18 protein-coding genes and 2 tRNA genes are annotated in these 22,816 nt (G+C 66.1%); 8 read left to right on the forward strand and 12 right to left on the reverse strand.

Annotated elements, in window-relative coordinates; genetic code table 11:
• Nucleotides 1–4: 4 nt before the first annotated feature.
• Together ACQY39_RS17585 and ACQY39_RS17590 are read right to left on the reverse strand one after the other, a co-directional pair.
• Nucleotides 5–3,193 (reverse strand): efflux RND transporter permease subunit, encoded by a 3,189-nt coding sequence (locus ACQY39_RS17585; RefSeq protein ID WP_428508398.1) that lies wholly within the window; start codon nucleotides 3,191–3,193, stop codon nucleotides 5–7.
• A gap of 13 nt (nucleotides 3,194–3,206) precedes the next feature.
• Complete coding sequence (locus ACQY39_RS17590) at nucleotides 3,207–4,385, reverse strand: efflux RND transporter periplasmic adaptor subunit (RefSeq protein WP_428508400.1); 1,179 nt, start codon at nucleotides 4,383–4,385, stop codon at nucleotides 3,207–3,209.
• Between the two features lie 263 nt (nucleotides 4,386–4,648).
• Here ACQY39_RS17590 and ACQY39_RS17595 point away from each other — a divergent pair, with 263 nt between their 5' ends.
• The 6 genes from ACQY39_RS17595 to ACQY39_RS17620 all read left to right on the forward strand — a co-directional run bounded on the left by ACQY39_RS17595 (nucleotide 4,649) and on the right by ACQY39_RS17620 (nucleotide 10,735).
• Nucleotides 4,649–5,473 carry an undecaprenyl-diphosphate phosphatase gene (locus tag ACQY39_RS17595; RefSeq protein WP_428508402.1) on the forward strand — a complete coding sequence of 275 codons (825 nt, stop codon included), beginning with the start codon at nucleotides 4,649–4,651 and terminating at the stop codon, nucleotides 5,471–5,473.
• Between the two features lie 70 nt (nucleotides 5,474–5,543).
• Complete coding sequence (gene map, locus ACQY39_RS17600; protein ID WP_428508404.1) at nucleotides 5,544–6,356, forward strand: type I methionyl aminopeptidase; 813 nt, start codon at nucleotides 5,544–5,546, stop codon at nucleotides 6,354–6,356.
• A gap of 11 nt (nucleotides 6,357–6,367) precedes the next feature.
• Nucleotides 6,368–8,962 carry a [protein-PII] uridylyltransferase gene (locus tag ACQY39_RS17605; protein ID WP_428508406.1) on the forward strand — a complete coding sequence of 865 codons (2,595 nt, stop codon included), beginning with the start codon at nucleotides 6,368–6,370 and terminating at the stop codon, nucleotides 8,960–8,962.
• A 108-nt stretch (nucleotides 8,963–9,070) separates the two neighbouring features.
• Nucleotides 9,071–9,853: a DUF2189 domain-containing protein gene (locus ACQY39_RS17610; protein ID WP_428508408.1), complete on the forward strand. Its 783-nt coding sequence runs from the start codon at nucleotides 9,071–9,073 to the stop codon at nucleotides 9,851–9,853.
• Between the two features lie 43 nt (nucleotides 9,854–9,896).
• Nucleotides 9,897–10,112, forward strand: coding sequence for a DUF2788 domain-containing protein (locus tag ACQY39_RS17615; protein WP_428508410.1), 216 nt, complete (start codon nucleotides 9,897–9,899; stop codon nucleotides 10,110–10,112).
• A complete protein-coding gene (locus tag ACQY39_RS17620) occupies nucleotides 10,112–10,735 on the forward strand; it encodes a YitT family protein (protein WP_428508412.1) in 624 nt (207 codons plus the stop codon). The genes ACQY39_RS17615 and ACQY39_RS17620 overlap by 1 nt, the downstream gene beginning before the upstream one ends.
• Here the strand turns inward: ACQY39_RS17620 and ACQY39_RS17625 are convergent.
• The 6 genes from ACQY39_RS17625 to lgt all read right to left on the reverse strand — a co-directional run bounded on the left by ACQY39_RS17625 (nucleotide 10,717) and on the right by lgt (nucleotide 14,533).
• Nucleotides 10,717–11,319: a DUF3501 family protein gene (locus ACQY39_RS17625; RefSeq protein WP_428508414.1), complete on the reverse strand. Its 603-nt coding sequence runs from the start codon at nucleotides 11,317–11,319 to the stop codon at nucleotides 10,717–10,719. The two genes, ACQY39_RS17620 and ACQY39_RS17625, sit on opposite strands and share 19 nt — an antisense overlap.
• 101 nt (nucleotides 11,320–11,420) lie before the next feature.
• On the reverse strand, nucleotides 11,421–12,290 hold the full coding sequence (locus tag ACQY39_RS17630) for an alpha/beta hydrolase (RefSeq protein WP_428508416.1): 870 nt from the start codon (nucleotides 12,288–12,290) through the stop codon (nucleotides 11,421–11,423).
• A gap of 300 nt (nucleotides 12,291–12,590) precedes the next feature.
• A tRNA-Val gene (locus tag ACQY39_RS17635) sits at nucleotides 12,591–12,665 on the reverse strand.
• 101 nt (nucleotides 12,666–12,766) lie between these two features.
• Nucleotides 12,767–12,841, reverse strand: a tRNA-Val gene (locus tag ACQY39_RS17640).
• 140 nt (nucleotides 12,842–12,981) lie between these two features.
• Nucleotides 12,982–13,692: a DNA polymerase III subunit epsilon gene (gene dnaQ / locus ACQY39_RS17645; RefSeq protein ID WP_428508418.1), complete on the reverse strand. Its 711-nt coding sequence runs from the start codon at nucleotides 13,690–13,692 to the stop codon at nucleotides 12,982–12,984.
• Between the two features lie 40 nt (nucleotides 13,693–13,732).
• Complete coding sequence (gene lgt / locus ACQY39_RS17650; RefSeq protein ID WP_428508420.1) at nucleotides 13,733–14,533, reverse strand: prolipoprotein diacylglyceryl transferase; 801 nt, start codon at nucleotides 14,531–14,533, stop codon at nucleotides 13,733–13,735.
• Nucleotides 14,534–14,704: 171 nt separating this feature from the next.
• Between lgt and ACQY39_RS17655 the strand changes: the two genes are divergently transcribed.
• On the forward strand, nucleotides 14,705–16,366 hold the full coding sequence (locus ACQY39_RS17655) for a hypothetical protein (protein ID WP_428508422.1): 1,662 nt from the start codon (nucleotides 14,705–14,707) through the stop codon (nucleotides 16,364–16,366).
• A 12-nt stretch (nucleotides 16,367–16,378) separates the two neighbouring features.
• On the opposite strand, the gene ACQY39_RS17660 is transcribed toward ACQY39_RS17655, so the two are convergent.
• Entirely contained in the window at nucleotides 16,379–17,383 is a 1,005-nt protein-coding gene (locus ACQY39_RS17660) for a tetratricopeptide repeat protein (protein ID WP_428508424.1), read from the reverse strand.
• A 65-nt stretch (nucleotides 17,384–17,448) separates the two neighbouring features.
• Nucleotides 17,449–18,405, reverse strand: a complete 957-nt coding sequence (locus ACQY39_RS17665; protein ID WP_428508426.1) for a LysR family transcriptional regulator — start codon at nucleotides 18,403–18,405, stop codon at nucleotides 17,449–17,451.
• Nucleotides 18,406–18,503: 98 nt separating this feature from the next.
• On the opposite strand from ACQY39_RS17665, the gene ilvD reads away from it, so the two are divergent.
• On the forward strand, nucleotides 18,504–20,204 hold the full coding sequence (gene ilvD, locus ACQY39_RS17670; RefSeq protein ID WP_428508428.1) for a dihydroxy-acid dehydratase: 1,701 nt from the start codon (nucleotides 18,504–18,506) through the stop codon (nucleotides 20,202–20,204).
• A gap of 40 nt (nucleotides 20,205–20,244) precedes the next feature.
• Here ilvD and ACQY39_RS17675 read toward each other — a convergent pair whose 3' ends face one another.
• Both ACQY39_RS17675 and ACQY39_RS17680 read right to left on the reverse strand, forming a co-directional pair.
• Nucleotides 20,245–21,231 carry a hypothetical protein gene (locus ACQY39_RS17675; protein ID WP_428508430.1) on the reverse strand — a complete coding sequence of 329 codons (987 nt, stop codon included), beginning with the start codon at nucleotides 21,229–21,231 and terminating at the stop codon, nucleotides 20,245–20,247.
• A gap of 254 nt (nucleotides 21,232–21,485) precedes the next feature.
• Nucleotides 21,486–22,805 (reverse strand): DUF1501 domain-containing protein, encoded by a 1,320-nt coding sequence (locus ACQY39_RS17680; RefSeq protein ID WP_428508432.1) that lies wholly within the window; start codon nucleotides 22,803–22,805, stop codon nucleotides 21,486–21,488.
• Between the last annotated feature and the right edge of the window lie 11 nt (nucleotides 22,806–22,816).

Raw genomic sequence — 22,816 nt, forward strand, 5'->3', positions numbered from 1 at the left:
AATCTCAATCCGCCGAGGCTGCCTCAGGCGCACCCGGTACGGCGGGAATTCTATTTCCAGTCCAGCGCCGTTTCGCCCAGGCGGCCAGATCGTCCAGATAGCAATAGATCACCGGCACCACCACCAGGGTCAACAGCGAGGAGGTGATCACCCCGCCAATCACCGCCTGCCCCATGGGCGCGCGCTGTTCCGAACCCTCGCTCAAAGCAAAAGCCAAGGGCACCATGCCGAAGACCATGGCCAGGGTGGTCATCAGGATGGGCCGGAGCCGCACATGGGCCGCATGCAGCAAGGCCGCCTCGCGCTCCATGGGCTCCTGATCCACGCCGTTGCCATGCCGGCCGGCCCTCGAGCGGATGGCGAAGTCGATCAAGAGAATGGCGTTCTTGGTCACCAAGCCCATCAACATGACGATGCCGATGACGCTGAACATATTGAGCGTGGAGCGGAACAAGAGCAGCGCCAGGAACACGCCGACCAGGGTCAGCGGCAGCGAACTCATCAGCGCCAACGGCTGCAAGAAGCTCTTGAACTGGCTGGCCAGAATCATGTAGATGAAGACCACGGCCAGGCCCAGTGCGCCCACGGCGTACTGGAAGGACTCGTTCATATTCTTGGTCGAGCCGCCGAAGCTGTAGCGGTAACCGGGCGGGAAGGCAGTCTCGTCCAGCACCTTCTTGATGTCGGCCGACACCTCGCCCGAGCTGCGCCCCAGGGCATTGGCGTCGATGGTGATCTCGCGCGCCATATCGCGGCGGTTGATCTGATTCGGCCCGGTCGAGGCCTTCACATCGGCCAGCTGAGATAGGGCCATCACCCGAGGCATGCCGTCGGCGGCAGCCGGCAGATTGATGGGCATGCGCTGCAAGTCGGCCAGGGAGTCGCGGCTTTGCGGCCCCAAGCGGACCAGCACGTCGTAGTTCTCACCGTCCGAGGCGCGCCAGTTGCCCACCGTGGTGCCAGCCAGCAAGGTGCGCAACGTGCCCGCCAGGGCATTGACGTTGAGGCCGGCATCGGCCGCCACATCGCGCTTGACCTCGACCGACACCGTCGGCTTGTTGGGCTTGAGCGTGGTGTCCAGGTCCACCAAGCCGGGGATCTTCTGCAGCCGTGCCACCACCTGCTTGGAGATGCGCTCCAGCTCGCCCAGATCGCTGCCCTGAATGGAAAACTGCAGGCTCTTGCCACCGCCCAGATCGGTCTGGCCGATGTTGGTGACGGTGATGCCGGGCACGGTGGCCAGGCGCTGGCGCATCGGTTCGGCCAGGTCGGCCACGCTGCGCTGGCGGTCCTTGCGGTCGACCAGGCGCACATAGATGGCGCCGTAGATCTTGCCGGCGGCGAAGCCGCTGTTGATGGTGGCCACGGTGTAGCGCACCTCGGGCAGCTCGCGCAGCAAGGCGTCGATCTGCTTGGCGCGCGCCTCGGTCACCTCCAGGGCCGAGCCCACGGGCGTGTAGAAATTGATCTGCGTCTCCGACAGGTCGGCCTTGGGCACAAACTCCTTGCCCACCCCGGCCAACAACACAAAGCTGGACAAGAACGTTGCCAGCGCGATCAGCAGGGTCGCGCCCTTGTGGCGCAGCGACCATGCCAGGATGCGCTGGTAACCCGCCGACAGCCAGTTGGTGAAGCGATCGACCGCGCCGGTCAGGCGGCCCAAGGTCTTGTCGTACAGCGTCACCGGCGGGCCGCGGTGCACGCTGTGCGCCTGCGGGTCATGCCAGACGCTGGACAGCATCGGGTCCAGGGTGAAGCTGACGAACATGGAGATCAGCACCGCGGCGACGATGGTGATGCCGAACTCGTGGAAGAACTTGCCGACGATGCCGCCCATGAAGCCGATGGGCAGGAACACCGCGACGATGGACAAGGTGGTGGCCAGCACCGCCAGGCCGATCTCGGCCGTGCCATCGAGCGCCGCCTGGCGCGGCGTGGCGCCCATCTGCACATGGCGCACGATGTTCTCGCGCACGACGATGGCGTCGTCGATCAACAAGCCCACGCACAGGCTGAGCGCCATCATGGTGATGTTGTTGATGGTGAAACCGAAGGCATACATGAACAAGAACGTGCCGATCAGGGCGATCGGCAGGGTCAGGCCGGTGATGACGGTCGAGCGCCAGCTGTTCAGGAACAGGAACACGATCAGGATGGTCAGCGCCGCGCCTTCGAACAGGGTGCGTTTGACATTGGCCACGGAGACGCGAATCGCTCGCGAGTTGTCGCGGTTGACCTCGACCTTGACGCCCGGCGGGGTCAAGTCTTGCGCGTCTTTCAGGGCGCGCTGCAGGCCGTCCACCACCTCGATGGTGTTCTCGCCCTGGCTCTTCTGCACGCTCAGCAGCACCGTGCGCTGGCCGTTGTAGAGCGCCAGACTTTCCACCTCCTGCGGGCCGTCCACCACATCGGCCACCTGCCAGAGCTTGACCGAAGCGCCGCCCTTGCGCGCCACCACGATGTCGCGGAAGTCCTCGGGCCGCTTGAGCCGGGCATTGATCTGCACCACCCGCTCCTGCTCCAGCGAGCGCAGATTGCCCATGGGCAGTTCCTGGTTCTCGCTCTTCACGGCGGCCAGCACCTGATCCACCGTGATGCCCAGCGCCTCCATGGCCTGCGGGCGCAGCTGCAGCTGGATCTGGCGCTGCAAGCCGCCCACCACGCTGACCGAGCCCACGCCGCGCACGTTCTCCAGCCGCTTTTGCAGCACCTGGGTGGCCCAGGTGGTCAGCTCCTGCGTGTTCTTCTTGCCGTCTTCCGAGAGGATGGCCACATTGAAGATGGGCGTGCTCTGCGGGTCGAAGCGCGAGATGCGCGGGTCCTTGACCTCATCGCGCAGCAGCGGCCGCATCAGGGCCACTTTCTCGCGCACGTCCTCGGCGGCCTTACGGCCGTCGACATCGAGGTTGAACTCGATGATGACCACCGAGCTACCCTCATACGAGCGCGAAGTCAGGGCATTGATGCCGGCCACCGTGTTGACGGCCTCCTCCACCTTCTTGGTGACTTCGCTCTCGACAATCTCGGGCGAAGCGCCCGGATAGTCCATCTGCACCACCACGGTGGGGAAGTCGATATTGGGGAATTGATCGACCGACAGGCGCTGGTAGCTGAACAAGCCCAGCACGACAAAGGCCAGCATGACCATGACGGCCATGACGGGGTTCTGGATGGAAACGCGGGTGAACCACATGGCGGCGGCCCGATCAGCGTGAGGCGGCGGCGGACGCTGAGACTGCCGCGCTGGCTGGCGCCCGACTCACCACGGTGCCTTCCGGCACCTGGCCGGCCGAAAGCGCCAGCAGCAGCGCCCCAGAGGCCACACCGCTGCGCAACTCTTGCACGGCCACGCTGCGGCCACCGACCAGGCTTTCGCCGGCCGGCCCCAACTCCACGGTCTGGGCCTTGACCCGGCCGTCGACCACTTGCAAGACATAGGGCTTGGCCTTGTCCAGGCGCAGGCTGGAGGCGGGCGCGACCAGGGCTTCGCGCTCCTCGAGCAAGATGCGGCCGCGGGCGAACATGCCCTGGCGCAGGCCCGGTCGGCCATCCAGGCGCAGATAGACCATCACCGAGCGCGAGCCGCTCTGCGTGGCCGGGTTGATGCGCGCCACCGTGGCCGGCACCGGTTCGGCCAGGCCTTCGATCTGCAACTGAGCCAGGGCACCAGGCTTGAGCCCGACGCTGAGCTCCGGCGCCACGGCCGCTTCCAGCTCCAGCTGGCTCAGATTGACGATTTCCAGCACCCGGCCGTCCAAGGCCAGGCGCTCACCAGGCTGGGCCAGACGCTGCGCCACTTGGCCGGCAATCGGCGAGATCAGCTGAGCATCAGCCTTGGCCTTGCGCGCCAGGCCGACCGCGGCCTCGGCCGCCTGCAAGCTGGCCCGGGCACCGGCGGCGCTGGCGGTGGCGGTCTCCATGGCCGTGGAGGAGATGAAGCCCTGGGCGACCAAGGCACGGTTGTTGTCCAGATTGCGTTGGGCGATGTCGAGCTGCGACTTGGCCGCGGCGGCATTTTCCTGGGCCTGGCGCAGGCGCAGATCCACCTCGACCGGGTCGATCTGACCCAAGGCCTGGCCAGCTCGAACCGTGTCGCCTTCGCGCACATCAAGCCGCAGCAACTCGCCAGCCACCTTGGCCTTGATCAGCACCGACTCGCGGGCCTTCAGGCTGCCGCTGAGCTCCAGGGTTTGGGCGAATCGCTGCTTTTGCACCTGCAGCAGGTCCATCTCGGTCAGCATGAGCGCCGGCGGTGTCTTGGCGGCTGCTGCGCCCGCTGCGGAGGCCGCGGCGCCGGCTTGTCGGCTCTGCATCCATTTGCTGCCCACAGCGAGCAGAACAACCAAGCCCAGCACGGGCACAGCAATCTTCAACCAAGGCTTCATGCGCGGAACACTCTCAGGCAAGACGCGGCAGCAGCCGCGCGAACAGCATTGCAATCTCTGCCAAGCATCAAGTTGGCGGCGACCCGACCGCGGCGCACCGAGCAGGTGCCAGGTGAGCTCGCAGTGACGGACCCGATTGTGGGGCCGTCCTGTGCGGCCAGCAGGTAAAGAATCTTGTGCCGGCTCAGCCCGCCCAACCCAGGGCTGAAACGCCAGCGGGCTATCATCGCGCCCATTTCAAAAACCCAGAGGGAGTGCCCTGCGTGGACATCGTCTTGCTGATCAAAGCCGCCATCATGGGCATCGTCGAAGGGCTGACCGAGTTCCTGCCCATCTCGTCCACGGGACACCTGATCCTGACCGGCGCCCTGCTCGGCTTTGACGATGCCAAGAGCAAGGTCTTCGACATTGCCATCCAGACTGGCGCCATCTTCGCCGTCATCCTGGTCTACTGGCAGCGCCTGCGCGAAGTGGCCACCGGCCTGGGCTCGGACGCCCGTGCCCGCCGTTTCACCCTCAATGTGGCGATCGGCTTCCTGCCGGCGGTGATCCTGGGCCTGCTCTTCGGCAAGGCCATCAAAGCCCATCTGTTCACGCCCATCGTGGTGGCGAGCACCTTCATCATCGGCGGCTTCATCATCCTTTGGGCCGAACGCCGCCAGCAGGCCGCGGTGCGCATCGAGAGCGTCGATGACATGAGCCCGCTGGACGCGCTCAAGGTCGGCCTGATCCAATGCCTGGCCATGGTGCCCGGCACCAGCCGTTCGGGCGCCACCATCATCGGCGGCATGCTGATGGGTCTGTCGCGCAAGGCCGCGACCGATTTTTCCTTCTTCCTGGCCATACCGACCCTGATCGGTGCCGGCGCCTACAGCCTGTTCAAGGAGCGGGCGCTGCTGAGCATGGACGACATCCCGATGTTCGGCGTCGGCCTGCTGTTCTCCTTCCTCAGCGCCTGGGTCTGCGTGCGCTGGCTGCTGCGCTACATCTCCAGCCACAGCTTCGTGCCCTTTGCCTACTACCGCATCGTCTTCGGCGTGGTGGTCCTGGTCACTTCTTACTTCGGCATCATCGTCTGGAAGGATTGAGGCCTGTCTTGACTGGGGGGCTTGCGGCGCCGGAGGCAAAGCACGCGGCCGCAGCCCCTAAAATCCCCCCATGACGATCACGATCAAATCCGGCGCCGACATCCCGGCCTTGCGCATTGCCGGGCGCCTGGCCTCCGAGGTGCTGGACATGCTGACCCCGCATGTCAAACCGGGCATCACCACCGAACAACTCGACAAGCTGGCGCATGACTACATCGTCAATGTCCAGCAAGCGATTCCCGCGCCGCTGAACTACACGCCGGCCGGCTACATCCCCTACCCCAAGTCCATCTGCACCTCGATCAACCACCAGGTGTGCCACGGCATTCCCAATGACCGGGCGTTGAAGAACGGGGACATCGTCAACATCGATGTCACCGTGATCAAGGACGGCTGGCACGGCGACACCAGCCGCATGTTTGTGGTCGGCGAGGGCTCGATCGCTGCCAAGCGCCTGTGCGCCTTCACCTACGAGGCCATGTGGAAGGGCATTGCCAAGGTCAAGCCGGGCGCACGCCTGGGCGACATCGGCCATGCCATCCAGAGCTTTGCCGAGAGCAATGGCTTTTCCATCGTGCGGGAGTTCTGCGGCCACGGCATCGGCCAGGTCTTCCATGAAGAGCCGCAGGTGCTGCACTACGGCCGCCCCGGCACGCTGGAGGAGCTGGTGCCCGGCATGGTCTTCACGATTGAGCCCATGATCAACGCCGGCCGCCGCGAGATCAAGGAAACCGGCGATGGCTGGACCATCGTCACCAAGGACCGCTCGCTGTCGGCCCAGTGGGAACACACGCTGATGGTCACCGAGACCGGCTACGAGGTCTTCACCCTGTCCGAGGGCAGCCCCGCCCTGCCCGCCTTCATCACCAGCACCTGCACCTGAGAGGCGCCGCCATGGCCAGCAGCATCACGGAGCTGCGCCAGCAGCTCAAGGGCGGCAAGCAGGCGCTGATCGAAGCGTTCCGCGCCGCGCCGCCGACCCAGCGCGCAGCCGAGCGCCTGCTGCGCCAACTGGCCCGCCATGTCGACGGTGTGCTGCAGCAGCTCTGGGCCCAGGCCGAGATGCCGCCCGGTTTCTGTCTGGTGGCCGTGGGCGGCTATGGCCGCGGCGAGCTGTTCCCCTACTCCGATGTCGATGTGCTGCTCTTGCTGCCGGACGGTGTTGAATCGCACCAGCCCGGCGCCGTCAAGCAAAGCATCGAAGCCTTCATCACCGCCTGCTGGGACATCGGTCTGGAGCTGGGCTCCTCGGTTCGCACCCTTGGCGAGTGCCTGCAGGAAGCGTCCGCCGATGTGACGGTGCAGACCGCCCTGCTGGAGGCACGGCCGCTGGCCGGCGCACGCGCGCTGTTCAAGCAGATGGTGCAGGGCCAGCATGCGCATCTCGACGTCAGCGCTTTCTTGCGCGCCAAGACGCTGGAGGCCAGGCAGCGGCACACGAAATTCGAGGACACGCCCTACTCGCTGGAACCGAATTGCAAGGAAAGCCCGGGCGGCCTGCGCGATCTGCAGGTGCTGATCTGGATTGCACGCGCCGCCGGCCTGGGTTATACCTGGAAAGCCCTGGCAGCACGCGGCCTGATCACGGCCTTCGAGAGCCGCCAGCTGCAGCGCAACGAAGGCCTGCTCAAGCTGATCCGGGCCCGCCTGCATGCAGTGGCCGGCCGGCGCGAAGACCGCCTGGTCTTCGACCTGCAGACTGCCGTGGCCGAGAGCTTCGGCTACCAGTCCAGCAAGGCCCAGCGCGCCTCGGAAGTGCTGATGCGGCGCTTCTACTGGGCGGCCAAGGCTGTGACCCAGCTGAACCAGATTCTCTTGCTGAACCTGGAGGAGCAGATCAACGGCTCCCAGCAAGGTCTGATGCGCCCGATTCCGGGCCATGAGCAGCAATTCCTGGACCGCGCTGGCATGCTGGAAGTGGCCTGCGACGAGCTCTACGAGCGCGAGCCCCATGCCATCCTGCGCACCTTTCTGGTCTACCAGCAGACGCCCGGTATCAAGGGCTTGTCGGCCCGCACCCTGCGCGCGCTCTACAACGCCCGCGCGCAAATGGACGCAGCCTTCCGCCGCGATCCGGTGAACCGCGCCACCTTCATGCAGATCCTGCGCCAACCCGAGGGCCAGACCCACGCCTTCCGGCTGATGAACCAGACCTCGGTGCTGGGCCGCTACCTCTGGGTGTTCCGCGGCATCGTCGGCCAGATGCAGCACGATCTCTTCCACGTCTACACGGTGGACCAGCACATCCTGATGGTGCTGCGCAATGTACGGCGCTTCTTCATCCCCGAACATGCGCACGAGTACGCCTTCTGCTCGCAGCTGGCGGCGCAGTGGGACAAGCCCGAGCTGCTCTATATCGCCGCCCTCTTCCACGATGTGGCCAAGGGCCGCGGCGGTGACCATTCCGAGCTCGGCGGCGATGACGCGCGCCGCTTCTGCCGCGACCACGGCCTGAGCAAAGAGGACAGTGAACTGGTCGTCTTCCTGGTTCAACACCATCTGACCCACTCGCGTGTGGCGCAGAAGGAAGACCTGTCCGAGCCCGAAGTGATCCAGCGTTATGTCGCCACCGTCGGCGATGCCCGCCACTTGACAGCGCTCTACCTGCTGACCGTAGCCGACATCCGCGGCACCAGCCCCAAGGTCTGGAATGCCTGGAAGGGCAAGCTGCTGGAAGACCTCTACCGCCTGGCCCTGCGCGCCCTGGGCGGCGCTCAACCCAATCTGGCCGCCGACATCGAGGCCCGCAAGAACGAAGCGCGCCACACCTTGGCCCTGCACTCCATGCTGCCCGGCACCGAGACCGCGCTCTGGGACACCCTGGCCATCAGCTACTTCGCCCGCCATGAAGCGGGTGAGTTGGCCTGGCATGCGCGCTCGCTCTGGCGCCATGTACAGACCGCCACGCCGGTGGTCCAGGCCCGGCCCTCGCCAATTGGCGAAGGCCTGCAGGTGCTGGTCTATTCGCCGGACCGCCAGGACCTGTTCGCCCGCATCTGCGGCTACTTCGACGGTGCGGGCTTCAACATCCTCGATGCCAAGGTGCACACCACCCGGCGCGGCTTTGCGCTCGACACCTTTCAGGTCATCAGCCCCGATCTGGACTTGCACCACCGAGACCTGGTCTCTCTGGTCGAAACCAAGCTGAGCCAGGCCTTGCTGGCCCAAGGCCCGTTGCCCGAGCCGCGCCGCGGCCGACTCTCGCGCCGGGTCAAGAGCTTCCCCTACACACCTCGCATCGCCCTGCGCCCGGACGAGCGCGGCCAGGCCTGGCTGCTGTCCATCAGCACCAGCGACCGCGCCGGCCTGCTCTACGCGATTGCGCGCGTGCTGGCCCACCACGGCATCAATTTGCAGCTGGCCAAGATTTCCACCTTGGGCGAGCGCGTGGAAGACACCTTCTTGGTCGATGGGCCAGCACTGCAGCAAAACCGCGCCCAGCTGCAGATCGAAAGCGAACTGCTCGACGCGGTCAGTCTGCCGGCCTAAGCCCACACCAGGCTGCCATCAAGCGCCCCACCCGTGTTTGTCTTGATGGGCATCAAGGACAGCGCCGTGCGAGCATGTCACCATTGCTGCTGAGACCTGACCGAGCCCATGCCCTTCCTGGACACCGAAAAAGCCCTGGCCCAATCACGCAAGTTCGGCGTGAAGCCCATCCCCGTGCTGCGCCCCTTGGGCTGGCTGGCACGCGGCTGGCACGATATGTGGCGCTGCCCTGGTGCCTCCCTGGCCCACGGCTTGGCCATGGCTCTGGCCGGCTGCCTGATCGTGCTGCTGGCGCGCCACCATTTCTGGCTGCTGGCCGGGGCCTTCAGCGGCTTCCTGTTGGTCGCACCCATCCTCGCCACCGGCCTCTATGTCATCAGCCGTGACCTGGAGCTGGGTCGAACCCCGAGCCTGCGCACCGTGTTGCACACCTGGTGGCCACGCGATGGGCGCCTGGTGGTGTTTGGCTTGCTGCTGGCCTTTGCCGGCACGGGCTGGGTGATGACGTCCGCCTCGCTGATTACCGGCTTCAGCGGCCACACCATCCGCGAACCGATCGATTTCGTGCGCCATGTGGTGCTCAACGAAGACTCGCACCTCTTCGAGGCCTGGCTGGCCCTGGGCGCCCTGCTGGCCGCGCCGGTGTTTGCATCCACCCTGGTGGCGGTGCCCCTGCTGCTGGACCGCGACATTGGCGTGCTCGGCGCCGTCTTCACCAGCTGGCGGGTGGTCATGGAGTACCCCGCACCGGTGGCCCTGTGGGCCGCAATCATCATGCTGCTGACCCTGCTGGGCATGGCCACTTTCATGGTCGGCCTGGTGCTGGTCGTGCCCTTGCTGGGCCACGCCAGCTGGCATGCCTACCGCGATCTGCTCAGCGTTCACGACTGAACGCCGCGCTACAGACGCCGAGATCGGACCGAAAGACACCAGGATGTTTGGATACAGCGAACAGGAACTCGCCCAGTTTTGCCTCACCTGGGGCGTGGGCGGCTTCATGGCCTATATGGTGTTCATCATCCTGCAGCTGGCCCGCGAATCCAAGGCTGGCCGCTTCGGCACCTTCATCCTGCTGCTGGGCCTGGGCTTCGGCCTGGTGGGCTTCCTGGCCAAAGGCGTGATCAAGTACTTCATGGCCGGCATCGCCTGATGAGCTTGCGCGAAACCCTGAGCCGGACCTTCAAGCATTCGCTGCTGGAGGACGTGCAGGCCCTCGTCACCGGCACCTTGTTCGTGGCCCTGGGCGTGGCCTTGTTCAAGCAGGCCGGCATGCTGACCGGCGGCACGGTGGGCATCGCCTTCTTGCTGCACTACAGCCTGGGTCTGCCTTTCGGTGCCCTGTTCTTCTGCATCAACCTGCCGTTTTACTGGCTGGCCTACCGGCGCATGGGGCTACCCTTCACGCTCAAGACCATCGCGGCCGTCAGCCTGATGGCTGTGCTGGCCGAGGTGCTGCCACGCTGGGTGCAGTTCGCCGAGCTCAATAGTTGGTTCGCTGCCATCACCGGCGGCCTGTTGATTGGCGCCGGCATGCTGATCCTGTTCCGCCACCGCGCTTCGCTGGGCGGGCTCAATGTGCTGGTGCTGTATCTGCAGGAAAAACGCGGCTGGCGCGCCGGCTATGTGCAGGCGGGGCTGGACGGTTTGATCCTGCTTTGCGCCCTGGGCTTTGTCGCGCCTGAGCGTGTCGGCATGTCCTTGCTGGGCATGGTGGCCATCAATGCCGCCCTGGCCATCAACCACCGACCCGGCCGCTATATGGCGGTGTCCTGAAAGTCACCGACCAGGCTGCTCAGCGTGGATGCGGGAATCGGTTCGTCAACCGGATAGGCGGGATGCTCGCAGCCGATATTGGCCGGTGTGCCGATGCGCAAGGCATCGCGCTGTGCGGGGCTGAATTCGAAGCGCAGGAAATGCACGGCAGAGGGCTTGTCCGGGGCAGCTCCGGGCGCCACGGGCGGTAGATCCTCATTGGCCAGGGCATAGACACGCTCCATGCCCTGCACCTCGACAAAGAAGCGTTGCTCGGCCCCCTGCAGCGCTGGCAATTCGACTTCGCGCTGCTTGGGGTCGGCGAACTCAATCAAGAGGCTGGCCCGCCAATTGCTGCCACTGGGCAGCAGGCGCGCATAGAGACTGAGTTCGCGCTCGATGTCCTCGGGCTCGACCAGACGCTCGGCCAGCAGGACTTCCTGCAGCTGGTAACGCAAGGTCTGCTCGCTCTCGAACTGCAAGCTCATGTGTTCGCCCAGCAGCAGCGAGCGACGGCGCCGGTACTCCTGGATCTCGGCTTGGTGGGCCCGCCGGTACTCGCCGTACGCCTCCAGACTGAGGAGACTTTCCGCGCTGATGCTCATGGCCTGGTCCTCATCCCTGATCCGTCCCCGTCGATGCTGCTCGTTCAGCCCCAGTTACGGCCAAGCTGCAGCGCGCCCATGGTAGCGCGGCCTCGGCCGCGTCAAAGCAAAGCGCTGTACCAGCGCAGATCAAGCAGCTTGCGCGCCAGTTGGTGGCTGCGGCCCTGAGGATCCGCCAAATCATGAAGGATGTCGAAGTGATTGCAGTCGGCAATCTCTTCACAGATCGGCACCGCTCGCCGCCCCCAGGCCTGACGAATCAAGCGATTCTGACGACGAAACTCCTCACTCTCTTCGCTGCCGCAGATGGCATAGAGAGGCGTGTCAGGCGCCGGAAAATGAACCGGGCTCAAACGCCGCACCGACTCAGCATCGAGCTTGAGGTCGCCCTGAAGGAAGGGGGTCTGGCGCAAAGGCGCCAGGTCATGCACGCCCGAGATCGACAGCACGCCCTTGACCAGATGGCGGGGCAGATCGGGCGCCACGGCTTTCCAGTCGCAGCAGCTCAGCATGCTGGCCAGGTGCCCGCCCGCCGAATGGCCGACAAGGACGATGCGGTTAGGGTCGCCGCCGTGATCGGCTGCATGGCGCCACACCCAGGCCAGGGCCTGCACCAGTTGCAAAGGAATGCGCTCCATGCCCACCGAGGGACACAAAGCGTAGTTGGGAACCACGACCATGGCCCCTTCATCCGTGAAGGCACTGGCCACGAAGGAATGGTCAGCCTTGTCGAGGGCGCGCCAGTAACCGCCATGCAGAAACACCAGCACCGGCGCCTGAGCGGTGGCGGTCGGAAACACATCCAGGCGCTCCGAGGGCGCATCGCCATAGGCAATGTCGAGTTCGCAGAGCGCCTGCTCCCGGATCAGCTGCGATGCCCGAGTCCAGCGGTCCAGCAGCACCGCGCTGTCGGCGACCCGGGCTCGATTGTTGTACTGCGCGTCAAACCACTCGGCACTGCGACGAAGCATGGAAGGTCCTCAGAGTCAGAATTGCATCGGATACCGCTCGAGCGGGTGGGCACTCAATCGCGTGCCCGAGTCAGCATGCCAAGCCTGCCTGCGCCTGTCCAGACCAACACACAGAGATGTCGCTTCAAACGCGACGAGCGCATGCATAGAACGGGCTTGAAGCGCCCTGCCCCAGCGCATCACGCCAGCAGCAAGACCTGACCCCTTTCGTGTGCTCGACATCTATTCAGCCACCCTCGCGCTGCACTGAGGACAAAGAAAAAAGCCCCGCAAGTGCATGACTTGAGGGGCTTTCAATCTTGGTGGGCGGTGCAGGGTTCGAACCTGCGACCCCTGCCGTGTGAAGGCAGTGCTCTACCGCTGAGCTAACCGCCCGGTAACTGGTACCGGGTATTTCTACGATCTCGACGCAACTGCCAAGTTCCAGAGTGCTCCGATTCGATTGCCGGAACTTCTTGCACTCAAGGTGCATGATCTGGTGGGCGGTGCAGGGTTCGAACCTGCGACCCCTGCCGTGTGAAGGCAGTGCTCTACCACTGAGCTAACCGCCCGGTTGTCTTGGTCGCGTCATTTGACTCGCTCGGCTCACTTGTCTTTCGACTTGCAAACTTCGCTAACCGGGAAGCCCACGATTATGCCATGAGTTTTTGAGTGCCGCAATAATTTACTCGAAAACTTCGCAGCAACTCGGTCAAGCGCCGTCCTGCCAGACCCGCTTGCCGCCGCTGCTCTTGTCCAGCTCGCCCAGCACCTTGCTGTGTGCGGCCAGCTCGGCCTCGTCGGCCCGCAGCACCGGCAGCTGGAAGCTGCGCAGGTCCACCGCCGCGAGCTTGAACTCGGCCGAATTGCTGTCGCTGCCGCCGTCGTCGATCAGCAGCGCATCCTGGCCGCGGGTCATGTTGATGTAGACGTCGGCCAGCAGCTCCGCGTCCAGCAAAGCGCCGTGCAGCGTCCGGCCCGAGTTGTCCACTTCCAGGCGTCGGCACAGCGCGTCCAGCGAATTGGCCTTGCCCGGGAACATCTCGCGCGCCATCAAGAGCGTGTCGCGTACGCCGCCGACGATGTCGGTGATGGGCGGCTTGCGCAGCCGCTTGAGTTCGGCGTTGACGAAACCGATGTCGAACGGCGCGTTGTGAATGACCAGCTCGGCGCCGGCCAGGAACTCAAGCAGTTCCTCGGCGACTTCGGCGAACTTGGGCTTGTCGGCCAGGAAGGCCTCGGTCAGGCCGTGGACGCGAAGCGCGTCCTCATGGCTGGCCCGCTCGGGGTTGATGTAGAGGTGGAGGTTGTTGCCGGTCAGCTGGCGGTTGATCATCTCAACGCAGCCGACTTCAATCACGCGGTCACCGCCCTCGGCCTGCAGGCCGGTGGTTTCGGTGTCGAAGAAAATTTGACGCATCAATCAGTCAGTCAATCAAACAGCTCAGAAAATTCAGTGAGGGTCAGCCTGCCCGGCGGCGGCTGGCCCACAGCCAGATGGCCGCACCCACAGCGATCATGGGCAGGCTCAGCCATTGTCCCTGACTCAGTTGCAGGGCTCGCAGGCCCAGGAAATCATCGGGCTGGCGGAAAAACTCGGTGACAAAGCGCTGTGCGCCGTAGCCAATCAAGAACAGGCCCGAGACCTGGCCCGTCAAGCGCGGCCGCCGGGTGTAGAACCACAGCAAGACAAAGAGGAACACGCCCTCCCCGAGCAACTGGTAGAGCTGGGACGGGTGGCGCGGCTCAGGCGAGCCCGATTGCGGAAACACCATGGCCCAAGGCAAGCTGGGGTCGGCAAAACGGCCCCAGAGCTCACCATTGATGAAATTGCCAAGTCGGCCAGCGGCCAGGCCGGTGGGCACGCAGGGCGCGATCAGGTCGGTCACCTCGAAGAAGCTGCGGCCGCGCAGCTTGGCAAACAGCGCCATGGCGGCGATCACGCCGAGCAGGCCGCCGTGAAAAGCCATGCCGCCCTTCCAGACCGCGAAGACCTCGAGCAAGTGGTCGATGTAGTAGTCGGGCTTGTAGAAGAGCACATAGCCCAGGCGCCCGCCCAGCACCACGCCCAGCACCCCGAAGAACAGCAAGTCATCGACATCGCGCCGACTCCAGCCCGCCTGTGCATAGGGCGCCTGCTGCACCCGTCGCCCGGCCAGGAACAGGAACATGCCGAAAGCGGCCAGGTACATCAGCCCGTACCAGTGGATGGCCACGGGGCCGAGACGGAGGGCAATCGGGTCGAACTGGGGATGAACCCACATGGCGGCAATCCTGAACGGTGAGGCAAAAGCAAGCGCAAGCCGCCCCGGAGAGCAGCTGCACATCAGGCCGGCATCATAGCCAGCGGCGCCTGCCGGACTTTCGGCCCGGTGCTCGCGCCCGGTGCTTGTACCCCTCCGCCATACCGTCGAGTTCACGCGATACTGCCGGCCATGTCCGCCCTGCCCGCACCTCGCTTGGCCTCCGCGACCAGCCCCAGGGCTTGGCGGCGGAGGTCGCTGCTGCGATACAGCCTACAGCTCGGCCTGGTTCTGGGATTGAGCCTGCAACTGGCGGCCAGCACCGCACCGCCCTCGGAATCGCTGGCGAGCGCCAGCGCGCCGCGCCTGCTCGGCTTTGGGGAGGCCACACAGCGCCGCATCGTCAGCACATCGCCTCTGGCACAGGCCTGGTTCAACCAAGGCTTGCAGCAGGCCTTCGCCTTCGATGAGATCGAGGCTCGCCGGGCCTTCACGGCGGCCTTGGCCGCAGACCCGCGCTGCAGCATGTGCGCCTGGGGCCTGGCCTGGCAGCATGGCCCGAACTACAACAGCCGCGTCCGCGGCGATCTCGGCGAGGCACGCCGCTACGCGCGCCTGGCACAGCAGCTCTCGCTGGCCCATCGCGAAGCGCCGCTTGAGCGAGCCCTGGCCGAGGCCATGTTGGAGCGCCTGCAGGAAGGCGATGTCGCCAAGATGCCGGCCGCCACCCTGGCCGTGCTCGAGGCTTGCGGGCCGGACACGACGGAGTCCCGCAAGGTCCACCCGCTGGACCGGGTGTTCGAGCGACGCATGCGCATCCTCAGCGAGATGTTCCCCAAAGACCCGGAGCTGCTCGCCTGGTGGGCAGAGGCCTTGTTCGTCATCCACCCCGAACCGTCCGGCCTGGACGCACTCTGGGCAGGCCTGAGCAGCCGCTTGCTCGAAGGCGTGGCTCTTCATCCTCAGCACACGGGACTGATCCACTACCTGAGCCATGCCGCCGACTCGAGCGCCGACGCGCCACGCGCCATCAACGCGGTGCAGAACCTGCAGCATCTAGCCCCGGCATCGCCTCATCTGCAACACATGAGCTCACATCTGCTCAACAAGCTGGGGCGTTATGAGGAAGCCGTGCAGGCCAACCAGCGGGGGCTGGCGGCGCAGGCCCAGCTGGACCGGCAGCTGCAGACGCAAGGCTTCAGCCCTGGCGTCAACTGGAACCCGCACAACCAACGCTTTCTGTGGATCGCCGCCCAGCTCGGCGGCGACTTCCCCATCGCCCTGGCCATGGCCGAGCAGCTGGCGGCCGAAGCGCCAGACGGCGAATGGGGTGACTTTCTGCGCGGCCTGCCCTGGTTGACCCTGGTGCATTTCGAGCGTTGGCGTGACATCCTCGCCCGCCCGAAGAGCGACGGTGTCAGCCCGCCCCTGTTGGCCCATGCCCGCGGCCTAGCTCGCCTGCGTCTGGGCCTGCTGGCTGACGCGCGCGCCGATGTGGCACTGCTGGAGCGCCATCTCGAAGAAGAGGCGCGCAGCGGCCAGGAGCGCAAACCGGCCCGGGTCGCCTTTGCCACCCTGCTGCTGGCGCCTTTGCAAGCCGAGCAGGCCTGGGGACGAGGCGACGCCTCGGCAGCATTGGCCACGCTGCGCGAAGCGCTGCGCCGGGAAGCCGATATGAGCCCCAGCGAGCCGCCGCTCTGGGCTGCCAGCGCCCAGCGCTGGTTGGGTCAGATGCTCTTGCGCACCCGGGAGCGGGCAGCCGCCATCGCCGCCTTTGAAGCCGACTTGCAGGCCTTCCCGGCCAACCAAGCAGCCAGAGCCGGCCTGGCCGCGGCGCAAGCCTTGCCGCGCTGAGCGCGGCTCTGATCAGCCGAGTTCGGCCAGGCGCTTGCGCACCTCGTCCTGGTTGCGCGGATTGGCTTTCTTGTTGCCAAGAAAACGCTCCAGCACCGTCTTGCCCTGGGCCTTGTCGCCCTTGGCCAGCAGGGCAAAGCCGAGGCGATGGTCGACGGGATAGCGGTCGGCACCTTCGGCCGTGCGGGCTCGTTCCAAGGACTTGATGGCTTCGTCGATCTGGCCCGTTTCGCCGAGCAGACGGCCCATGCCGTAATGGCCGGCCGCATGGGCCGGGAAGTCGCGCTGCAGGCGCTCAAAAAGAGGCTTGGCTTTGGCGTATTGCTTCTCAGAGAACAGCTGGATAGCCAGTTGGTAGAGACCGGCGCGCTGGCCGCTGAGCAAGTCCTTGTCCTCGCCGGCTTTGATGGCGCTGAGCTCGCGCTCGGCCTCGGCCCAGCGTTCTTCCTTGATCTCCACGCGGGCACGCAGCAGCTTGGCATGCTCGGGCTGGCGGGCCTGAGCGGCGGCCGCCAAGTCGCGGGCTTTGCTGACGCTGCCGCCAGCAATGCCGGGCGCCATCAGATAGAACTGCTGCAGAGCGTCGCGCGCATCAAAAAGCAGCGGGTCCAGCTCGACCGCACGGCTGAGGTTGTCCTTGATCTTGCCGCTGAGGCTGATGGCTTTCATCATGCCGCCGCTCATGGCCTGCACGCCCTGCAGCGAGCCCAGCACATACAAGCATGCGGCCTGGGCCGGCTGACGATCGGCGCAGGCTTGCACCGGCTTGATGGCCGACTCCACGCGCTTGGGGTCGCCCGCCTCCAGGGCCAGCAGGCCCAGAGCCAGCACGGCCTGGCTGTCTTCGGGCTCAGCCTTGAGCCGGGCCTGAGCGGCCTGCTCCAACTCGCTGCTCTTGCCGGCCTCCAGCCAGTCGCGCCACTGCGGGTCTTTCAGTACTTCGGCCTGGGCAAGCCCGAGGCTGAGTCCCAGGCTCAGGGCCAGCACGCCATATCGAACAGTCTTCACACGCTTCACGGGGGTCTCTCCTGTTGGGGCCTGCGCATTAGAACGAGCGGGAGAGGCCGTGGTTGGCGGGGTATTCACCGAGGCCTGGAGGTGGCTTTCGACACTTGCTGCGGCGGCAGGCCAACAGGCAGCTGAGCCGCCACATGCTCGACGAATCGCCAGACGGCCGGAGCCGCGTCACGCCGCCAGATCAGCCGGGTCTCGCCGCGCGGCAGCGGCGGCTGCAGGCCGGCCGGCTCCTGCACGGCACGGTAGACCACGCCCGGGCGCTGAAAGCCCTGCATGCTGGCTGGTACCCAGGCCGCGCCAATGCCGGCCGAGACCAGGTTGACGATGGTCTGCATCTGTATGGCCTCCTGCTCGATGCGCGGCTCGCAAGCCTGCGCCCGGTAGACCGCGACGATGGCATCGAAGAGCGAGGGCGCGATGGCGCGCGGAAACATCACCAAGGGCTGGTCCAGCACCTCGGCCAGCGGCAGCTGCTCGCGGCGGGCCAGCGGCGAATCGGCACTCAAGGCCAGCAGCAGGGGCTCGTCTGCGACCTGCAGCGACTCGAAACCTGGCGGCACCGCGCCTAGGGCATGGAGCACAAAACCGGCATCGATCTCGCCGGCATCGAAGGCCTGCAGCTGAACATCAAGCGTGGCCTCGCGCAGGCTCAGCGCCACGTCGGGCACCTGCTCGCGAAAGCCCTTGAGCCAGCGAGGCAGCTCGCCATAGCCCACGGTGGAGACGAAAGCCAGGCGCAAACGCCCTGCGCTGCCGCGAGCCGCCGCCTGGGCCAGGGCTGGCAAATCAGCGGCCTGAGCCAGCAAAGCTTGCGCCACCGGCAGCAGGGCCGAACCGGCCGGACTCAAGACCACCGAACGACTGCTGCGAGCAAACAGGCTCGCCCCCAGCTCGGCCTCCAGCTTCTGGATGGCCTGGGTCAGCGGCGGCTGGGTCATGTGCAGGCGCTCGGCGGCGCGGCCGAAATGCAGCTCTTCGGCCACGGCAACAAACTGGCGCAGGCTGCGCAGATCCAGGCTCATTGATTCATCCAACGTATCAATTCAATCTGAATAATATATTTGAAAACAAGTCGACCGTCCGAGATACTGAAGCCACCCCAGCAGGAGACCCACGCACCATGAGCCAAGACAGCCAGCCCATCCGCTTTGACCGCCGCTCCAAAAACATCACGGAAGGCGTGGCCCGCGCACCCAATCGTTCCATGTACTACGGCATGGGCTATCAGGAGACGGATTTCGGCAAGCCCATGATCGGCGTGGCCAACGGCCACTCGACCATCACGCCCTGCAATTCGGGCCTGCAGAAGCTGGCCGACGCGGCCGTGATCGGCCTGAAAGAAGCCGGCGCCAACCCGCAGATCTTCGGCACACCCACCATCAGTGACGGCATGGCCATGGGCACCGAGGGCATGAAGTACAGCCTGGTCTCGCGCGAGGTGATCGCCGACTGCGTGGAAACCTGCGTCGGCGGCCAGTGGCTCGACGGCGTGATGGTGATCGGCGGCTGCGACAAGAACATGCCCGGCGGCATGATGGGCATGCTGCGCGCCAATGTGCCGGCCATCTACATTTACGGCGGCACCATCAAGCCCGGCCACTACAAGGGCCAGGACCTGAACATCGTCTCGGTCTTCGAAGCCGTGGGCCAATTCAGCGCCGGCAAGATGAGCGAGGAAGACTTCTGCCAGATCGAGAAGCGCGCCATCCCCGGCAGCGGCTCCTGCGGCGGCATGTACACCGCCAACACCATGAGTTCGGCCTTCGAGGCCCTGGGCATGTCCCTACCCTACTCCTCGTCGATGTCCAACGTCGAAGACGAGGTGGTCGAGAACACCAAGAAGGCCGCCGCCGTGCTGGTCGAGGCGGTCAAGGCCGACCTCAAGCCGCGCGACATCGTCACCAAGAAGGCCATCGAGAACGCCGTGGCCGTGATCATGGCCACCGGCGGCTCCACCAACGCCGTCTTGCACTTCCTGGCGATTGCGCACGCGGCCGAGGTGGACTGGACCATCGACGACTTCGAACGCATGCGCAAGAAGATCCCGGTGCTCTGCGACCTCAAGCCCAGCGGCCGCTTCCTGGCCGTGGACCTGCACAAGGCCGGCGGCATTCCCGCCGTGATGAAGGTGCTGCTGCAAGCTGGCCTGCTGCACGGCGACTGCATCACCATCACCGGCAAGACCGTGGCCGAGAACCTGGCCGAAGTGCCCGAGCTCTCGACCACCCAAGAGGTCATCCGCCGGGTGGACCAGCCCATGTACGCACAAGGCCACCTGGCCATCCTGCGCGGCAACCTCTCACCCGAAGGCTGCGTGGCCAAGATCACTGGCCTGAAGAGCCCGGTGATGACCGGCCCAGCCCGCGTGTTCGAGGACGAGCAGTCGGCCCTGGCCGCCATCATGGCCGGCAAGATCGCGGCCGGCGACATCATGGTCTTGCGCTACCTCGGGCCCAAGGGCGGCCCCGGCATGCCCGAAATGCTCGCCCCCACCGGCGCCCTGATCGGCCAGGGCCTGGGCGAAAGCGTGGGTCTGATCACCGACGGCCGCTTCTCCGGCGGCACCTGGGGCATGGTGGTCGGCCATGTGGCACCCGAGGCCTACGAGGGCGGCGTGATCGCCCTGGTGCACGAGGGTGACCGCATCACCATCGACGCGCACGAGCTGAAGCTGGAGCTGCATGTCGACGAGGCCGAGCTGGCCCGCCGCAAGGCCGCCTGGGTCAAGCCCGCGCCGCGCTACACCCGTGGTGTGCTGGCCAAGTTCGCCAAGAACGCCTCCAGCGCCAGCTCAGGCGCAGTGCTGGATCGTTTCGAGTGAGCAGCGCCGGCGGCAGCCGGCTCAGCAAGCCGCTGCGCGCTCAGCGCAGCAGCGGCGCAATCACCCGCTGCCTCACCAGCGGATGCCAGAGCCGGCCGTCTTGACGCAAGGCTGCCAGGGGCAACTCCGGATTGGACAGATGGAACCAGTGCCGCGACGCCAGTCGGGCCTGGGCCAATTCCGCACCATTGAATTTCTCATGCAGGGCCTCGAAGCTGCCATCGGCTTGCACGATGCGCCAACCCTGGCGCAGGCGCTCGGCCAGTTCGGGCCGGGCGTGGTTGACGATGAAGCTGTAGGTCGAGGGATAGGCGATCAACCAGTCGCTCAGCACCACCAGACCCGGTAGCGCATTGACGATGCCGTAAGCCTCATCGGCTGCCAACGCGAACAGATCAAAGCGCTCGCGCTGCAACATGCCTTCGAACACGCGCAGGCGCGGAATCGGCAGCATGTTCCAGCCATTGGACTTGAGCACCGCGGCGTCGGGCCAGTGCGCGACCTGGCCGATGCGCAGGCGCCGGGCCACTTCCACGTCTCGCACCGCCTCCAGCTCGCGGCGACGGCTGGCCAGCGCAATCGGCAGGCGCAAACCATTGAGACCGCGCCGCATGCAGGTGTGAACCGGAATGCCGTCGGCCTCGCGCGCCTTGGAAGTCATGGTGGCCATGACATCGAGCGTGCCGATGCGCAGATCCAGCATCTGCCGACTTTGCGTGAGGTTGTCGCGCGGTGGCATGGTCTCCAACTGGTAGGGGCCATGGCTGGCTTCGGTCTTGCCGAGCAGCAGGTTGAGCACGGCCAGGCTGTAGGACATCGAACCGTCGTCCTCCAGCGGCAACTCATGGCGCACCCGCAGCAGACCCGCGGCAGCGGCCGGCCTGCTCAAACCCAGACCTTGGCTCAGGCCCAGGCCCGCCACCGAACCGAGCTTCAGCAGCCGCCGCCGCGCCCGGTGTACGCCTTCATTCCGCTCACTCGGCTCTGCCACATCGCCCCCCGCACCCAGTGCACCGCCTGCGTTCATCGTTCGCCTTGTCCTTCATGCAAGCGGCCCCGCCGCACCGCCTTTCCAACAATTGTCACAGACGCACCCCAGCCAGCGCCGCAGAGAAGCTGTTGAATACAGAGGCTTGCGTGCCCGCAGCCATCTTGATCGTCGCTGACACGCCGAGCCCTGCAGGAACATGACGCGGAATTCAAGCGCAATCCGATGCACCCGCTGCCGGCCTGCTGGCCCGCCAGATGCGGTCCGGGGAGTGAACAGCCGACTCGTTCCCCTCAAGCCCTCAGCAGGGCCAAGGGCTTGCCAGCCCAGGCCTCAGACCCGTTCGGAAACACCTGCGCCAGGCCGGCGTCCGACACACCCAGATGGCGCTGCAGCACGGGCGCCAGCACGGCGCGGAAATCGGTGGTCACTGCCAGATCGCGGCCCTCGGCCAGGGCTGACGTCTCCAAGCCCGGCCATTCGCCCAGCACCTGGCCACCCGCCACAGCACCGCCCAGCAGCCACATGACGTTGCCGCGGCCGTGGTCGGTGCCGCCGGTGCCGTTCTCGCGCACGGTGCGGCCGAACTCGCTGAGCACCACAACCACGGTGTCGCGCCAGCTCTCGCCCAGGCCTTGGGCCAGCGCCTCCAGGCCCTCGGCCAGGCTGGCCAGCTTGTTGGCCAATTGGCCCTGGGCGGCGCCCTGGTTGACATGGGTGTCCCAGCCGCCGACCGAGGTGAAGGCCAGCTGGGTCTGTGGGTCGCGGCCGACCAGCTGACCCAGGCGCCGGGCGTCGGCGGCAAAGCTGCGGGCCGAAGCGGCACCGCGGTCGGCGCTCTCGGCACTGGGCGCGGGCGATGTCATGGCCGAAGCCGAGGCCGCCATGGCAGGCTCGCTATCGCTCGCCAGGCTGCGCTGCATCTGGCTGCGCCCCTCGGTGGTGTTCTGAAAGGTGCGCGCCAGGCTCGGGTCACCGGCATAGAGCTTGGCCAGACCGGCTTGCAAAGCCGGCTGGTCAATGGCTTTGCGCTCAAGCGCGCGCGGACCCAGACCCAGTGTGGCCACGGCCGCCGGCCCGGCCAGGATGCGCGGCGGCGTGGTGCCCATATTCAGCGCCCGGGTCGGGCCGGCGCTGCCGGGCAGTTGGGCGACCAGGCGGTTCATCCAGCCGTCCGGCGTGCTCTTGCGGCCGGGCGTGCCGGCCTCGAGATAGTCCTGCGCATCGAAATGCGAGCGTGTCGGGTCGGGTGAGCCGCTGGCGTGCACAAAGCTCATGCTGCCCTGTGTCCAGAGCGGCATCAGGCGCGCCAGGGCCGGATGCAGACCAAACAGCGAATCCAGACGCAGCGCACCGCCTTCCGCGCCGGGCTTGGCCAAGGCCAGACTGGGCCGCGCCGCGGCATACGCGGGGTCGCCCCAGGGCGCCAGCACGCTCAGCCCGTCCACCGCGCCGCGCAGCAGGATCACCACCAGTTTGCGTCGCGGCGCGGCCCTGCCCTGCCACGGCCCCTGCCCCGGCCCGGCTTGGGCCCAGGTGGGCAAGCCCAGGGCCAGACCGGCCAGACCGTGATTCAAGACCCAGCGACGACGTGAAAGCATGGACATGGTCATGGACAGCAACT

This window comes from Roseateles sp., from assembly GCF_965262435.1.
Lineage (GTDB): Bacteria > Pseudomonadota > Gammaproteobacteria > Burkholderiales > Burkholderiaceae_C > Paucibacter_A.

Bases quoted from the DNA above. Each gene is read 5' to 3' on its own strand.
- ACQY39_RS17585 (WP_428508398.1), bottom strand. From the start codon at position 3,193: ATGTGGTTCACCCGCGTTTCCATCCAGAACCCCGTCATGGCCGTCATG.
- ACQY39_RS17590 (WP_428508400.1), bottom strand. From the start codon at position 4,385: ATGAAGCCTTGGTTGAAGATTGCTGTGCCCGTGCTGGGCTTGGTTGTT.
- map (WP_428508404.1), top strand. From the start codon at position 5,544: ATGACGATCACGATCAAATCCGGCGCCGACATCCCGGCCTTGCGCATT.
- ACQY39_RS17605 (WP_428508406.1), top strand. From the start codon at position 6,368: ATGGCCAGCAGCATCACGGAGCTGCGCCAGCAGCTCAAGGGCGGCAAG.
- ACQY39_RS17610 (WP_428508408.1), top strand. From the start codon at position 9,071: ATGCCCTTCCTGGACACCGAAAAAGCCCTGGCCCAATCACGCAAGTTC.
- ACQY39_RS17615 (WP_428508410.1), top strand. From the start codon at position 9,897: ATGTTTGGATACAGCGAACAGGAACTCGCCCAGTTTTGCCTCACCTGG.
- ACQY39_RS17620 (WP_428508412.1), top strand. From the start codon at position 10,112: ATGAGCTTGCGCGAAACCCTGAGCCGGACCTTCAAGCATTCGCTGCTG.
- ACQY39_RS17625 (WP_428508414.1), bottom strand. From the start codon at position 11,319: ATGAGCATCAGCGCGGAAAGTCTCCTCAGTCTGGAGGCGTACGGCGAG.
- ACQY39_RS17630 (WP_428508416.1), bottom strand. From the start codon at position 12,290: ATGCTTCGTCGCAGTGCCGAGTGGTTTGACGCGCAGTACAACAATCGA.
- lgt (WP_428508420.1), bottom strand. From the start codon at position 14,533: ATGTGGGTTCATCCCCAGTTCGACCCGATTGCCCTCCGTCTCGGCCCC.
- ACQY39_RS17655 (WP_428508422.1), top strand. From the start codon at position 14,705: ATGTCCGCCCTGCCCGCACCTCGCTTGGCCTCCGCGACCAGCCCCAGG.
- ACQY39_RS17665 (WP_428508426.1), bottom strand. From the start codon at position 18,405: ATGAGCCTGGATCTGCGCAGCCTGCGCCAGTTTGTTGCCGTGGCCGAA.
- ilvD (WP_428508428.1), top strand. From the start codon at position 18,504: ATGAGCCAAGACAGCCAGCCCATCCGCTTTGACCGCCGCTCCAAAAAC.
- ACQY39_RS17675 (WP_428508430.1), bottom strand. From the start codon at position 21,231: ATGAACGCAGGCGGTGCACTGGGTGCGGGGGGCGATGTGGCAGAGCCG.
- ACQY39_RS17680 (WP_428508432.1), bottom strand. From the start codon at position 22,805: ATGACCATGTCCATGCTTTCACGTCGTCGCTGGGTCTTGAATCACGGT.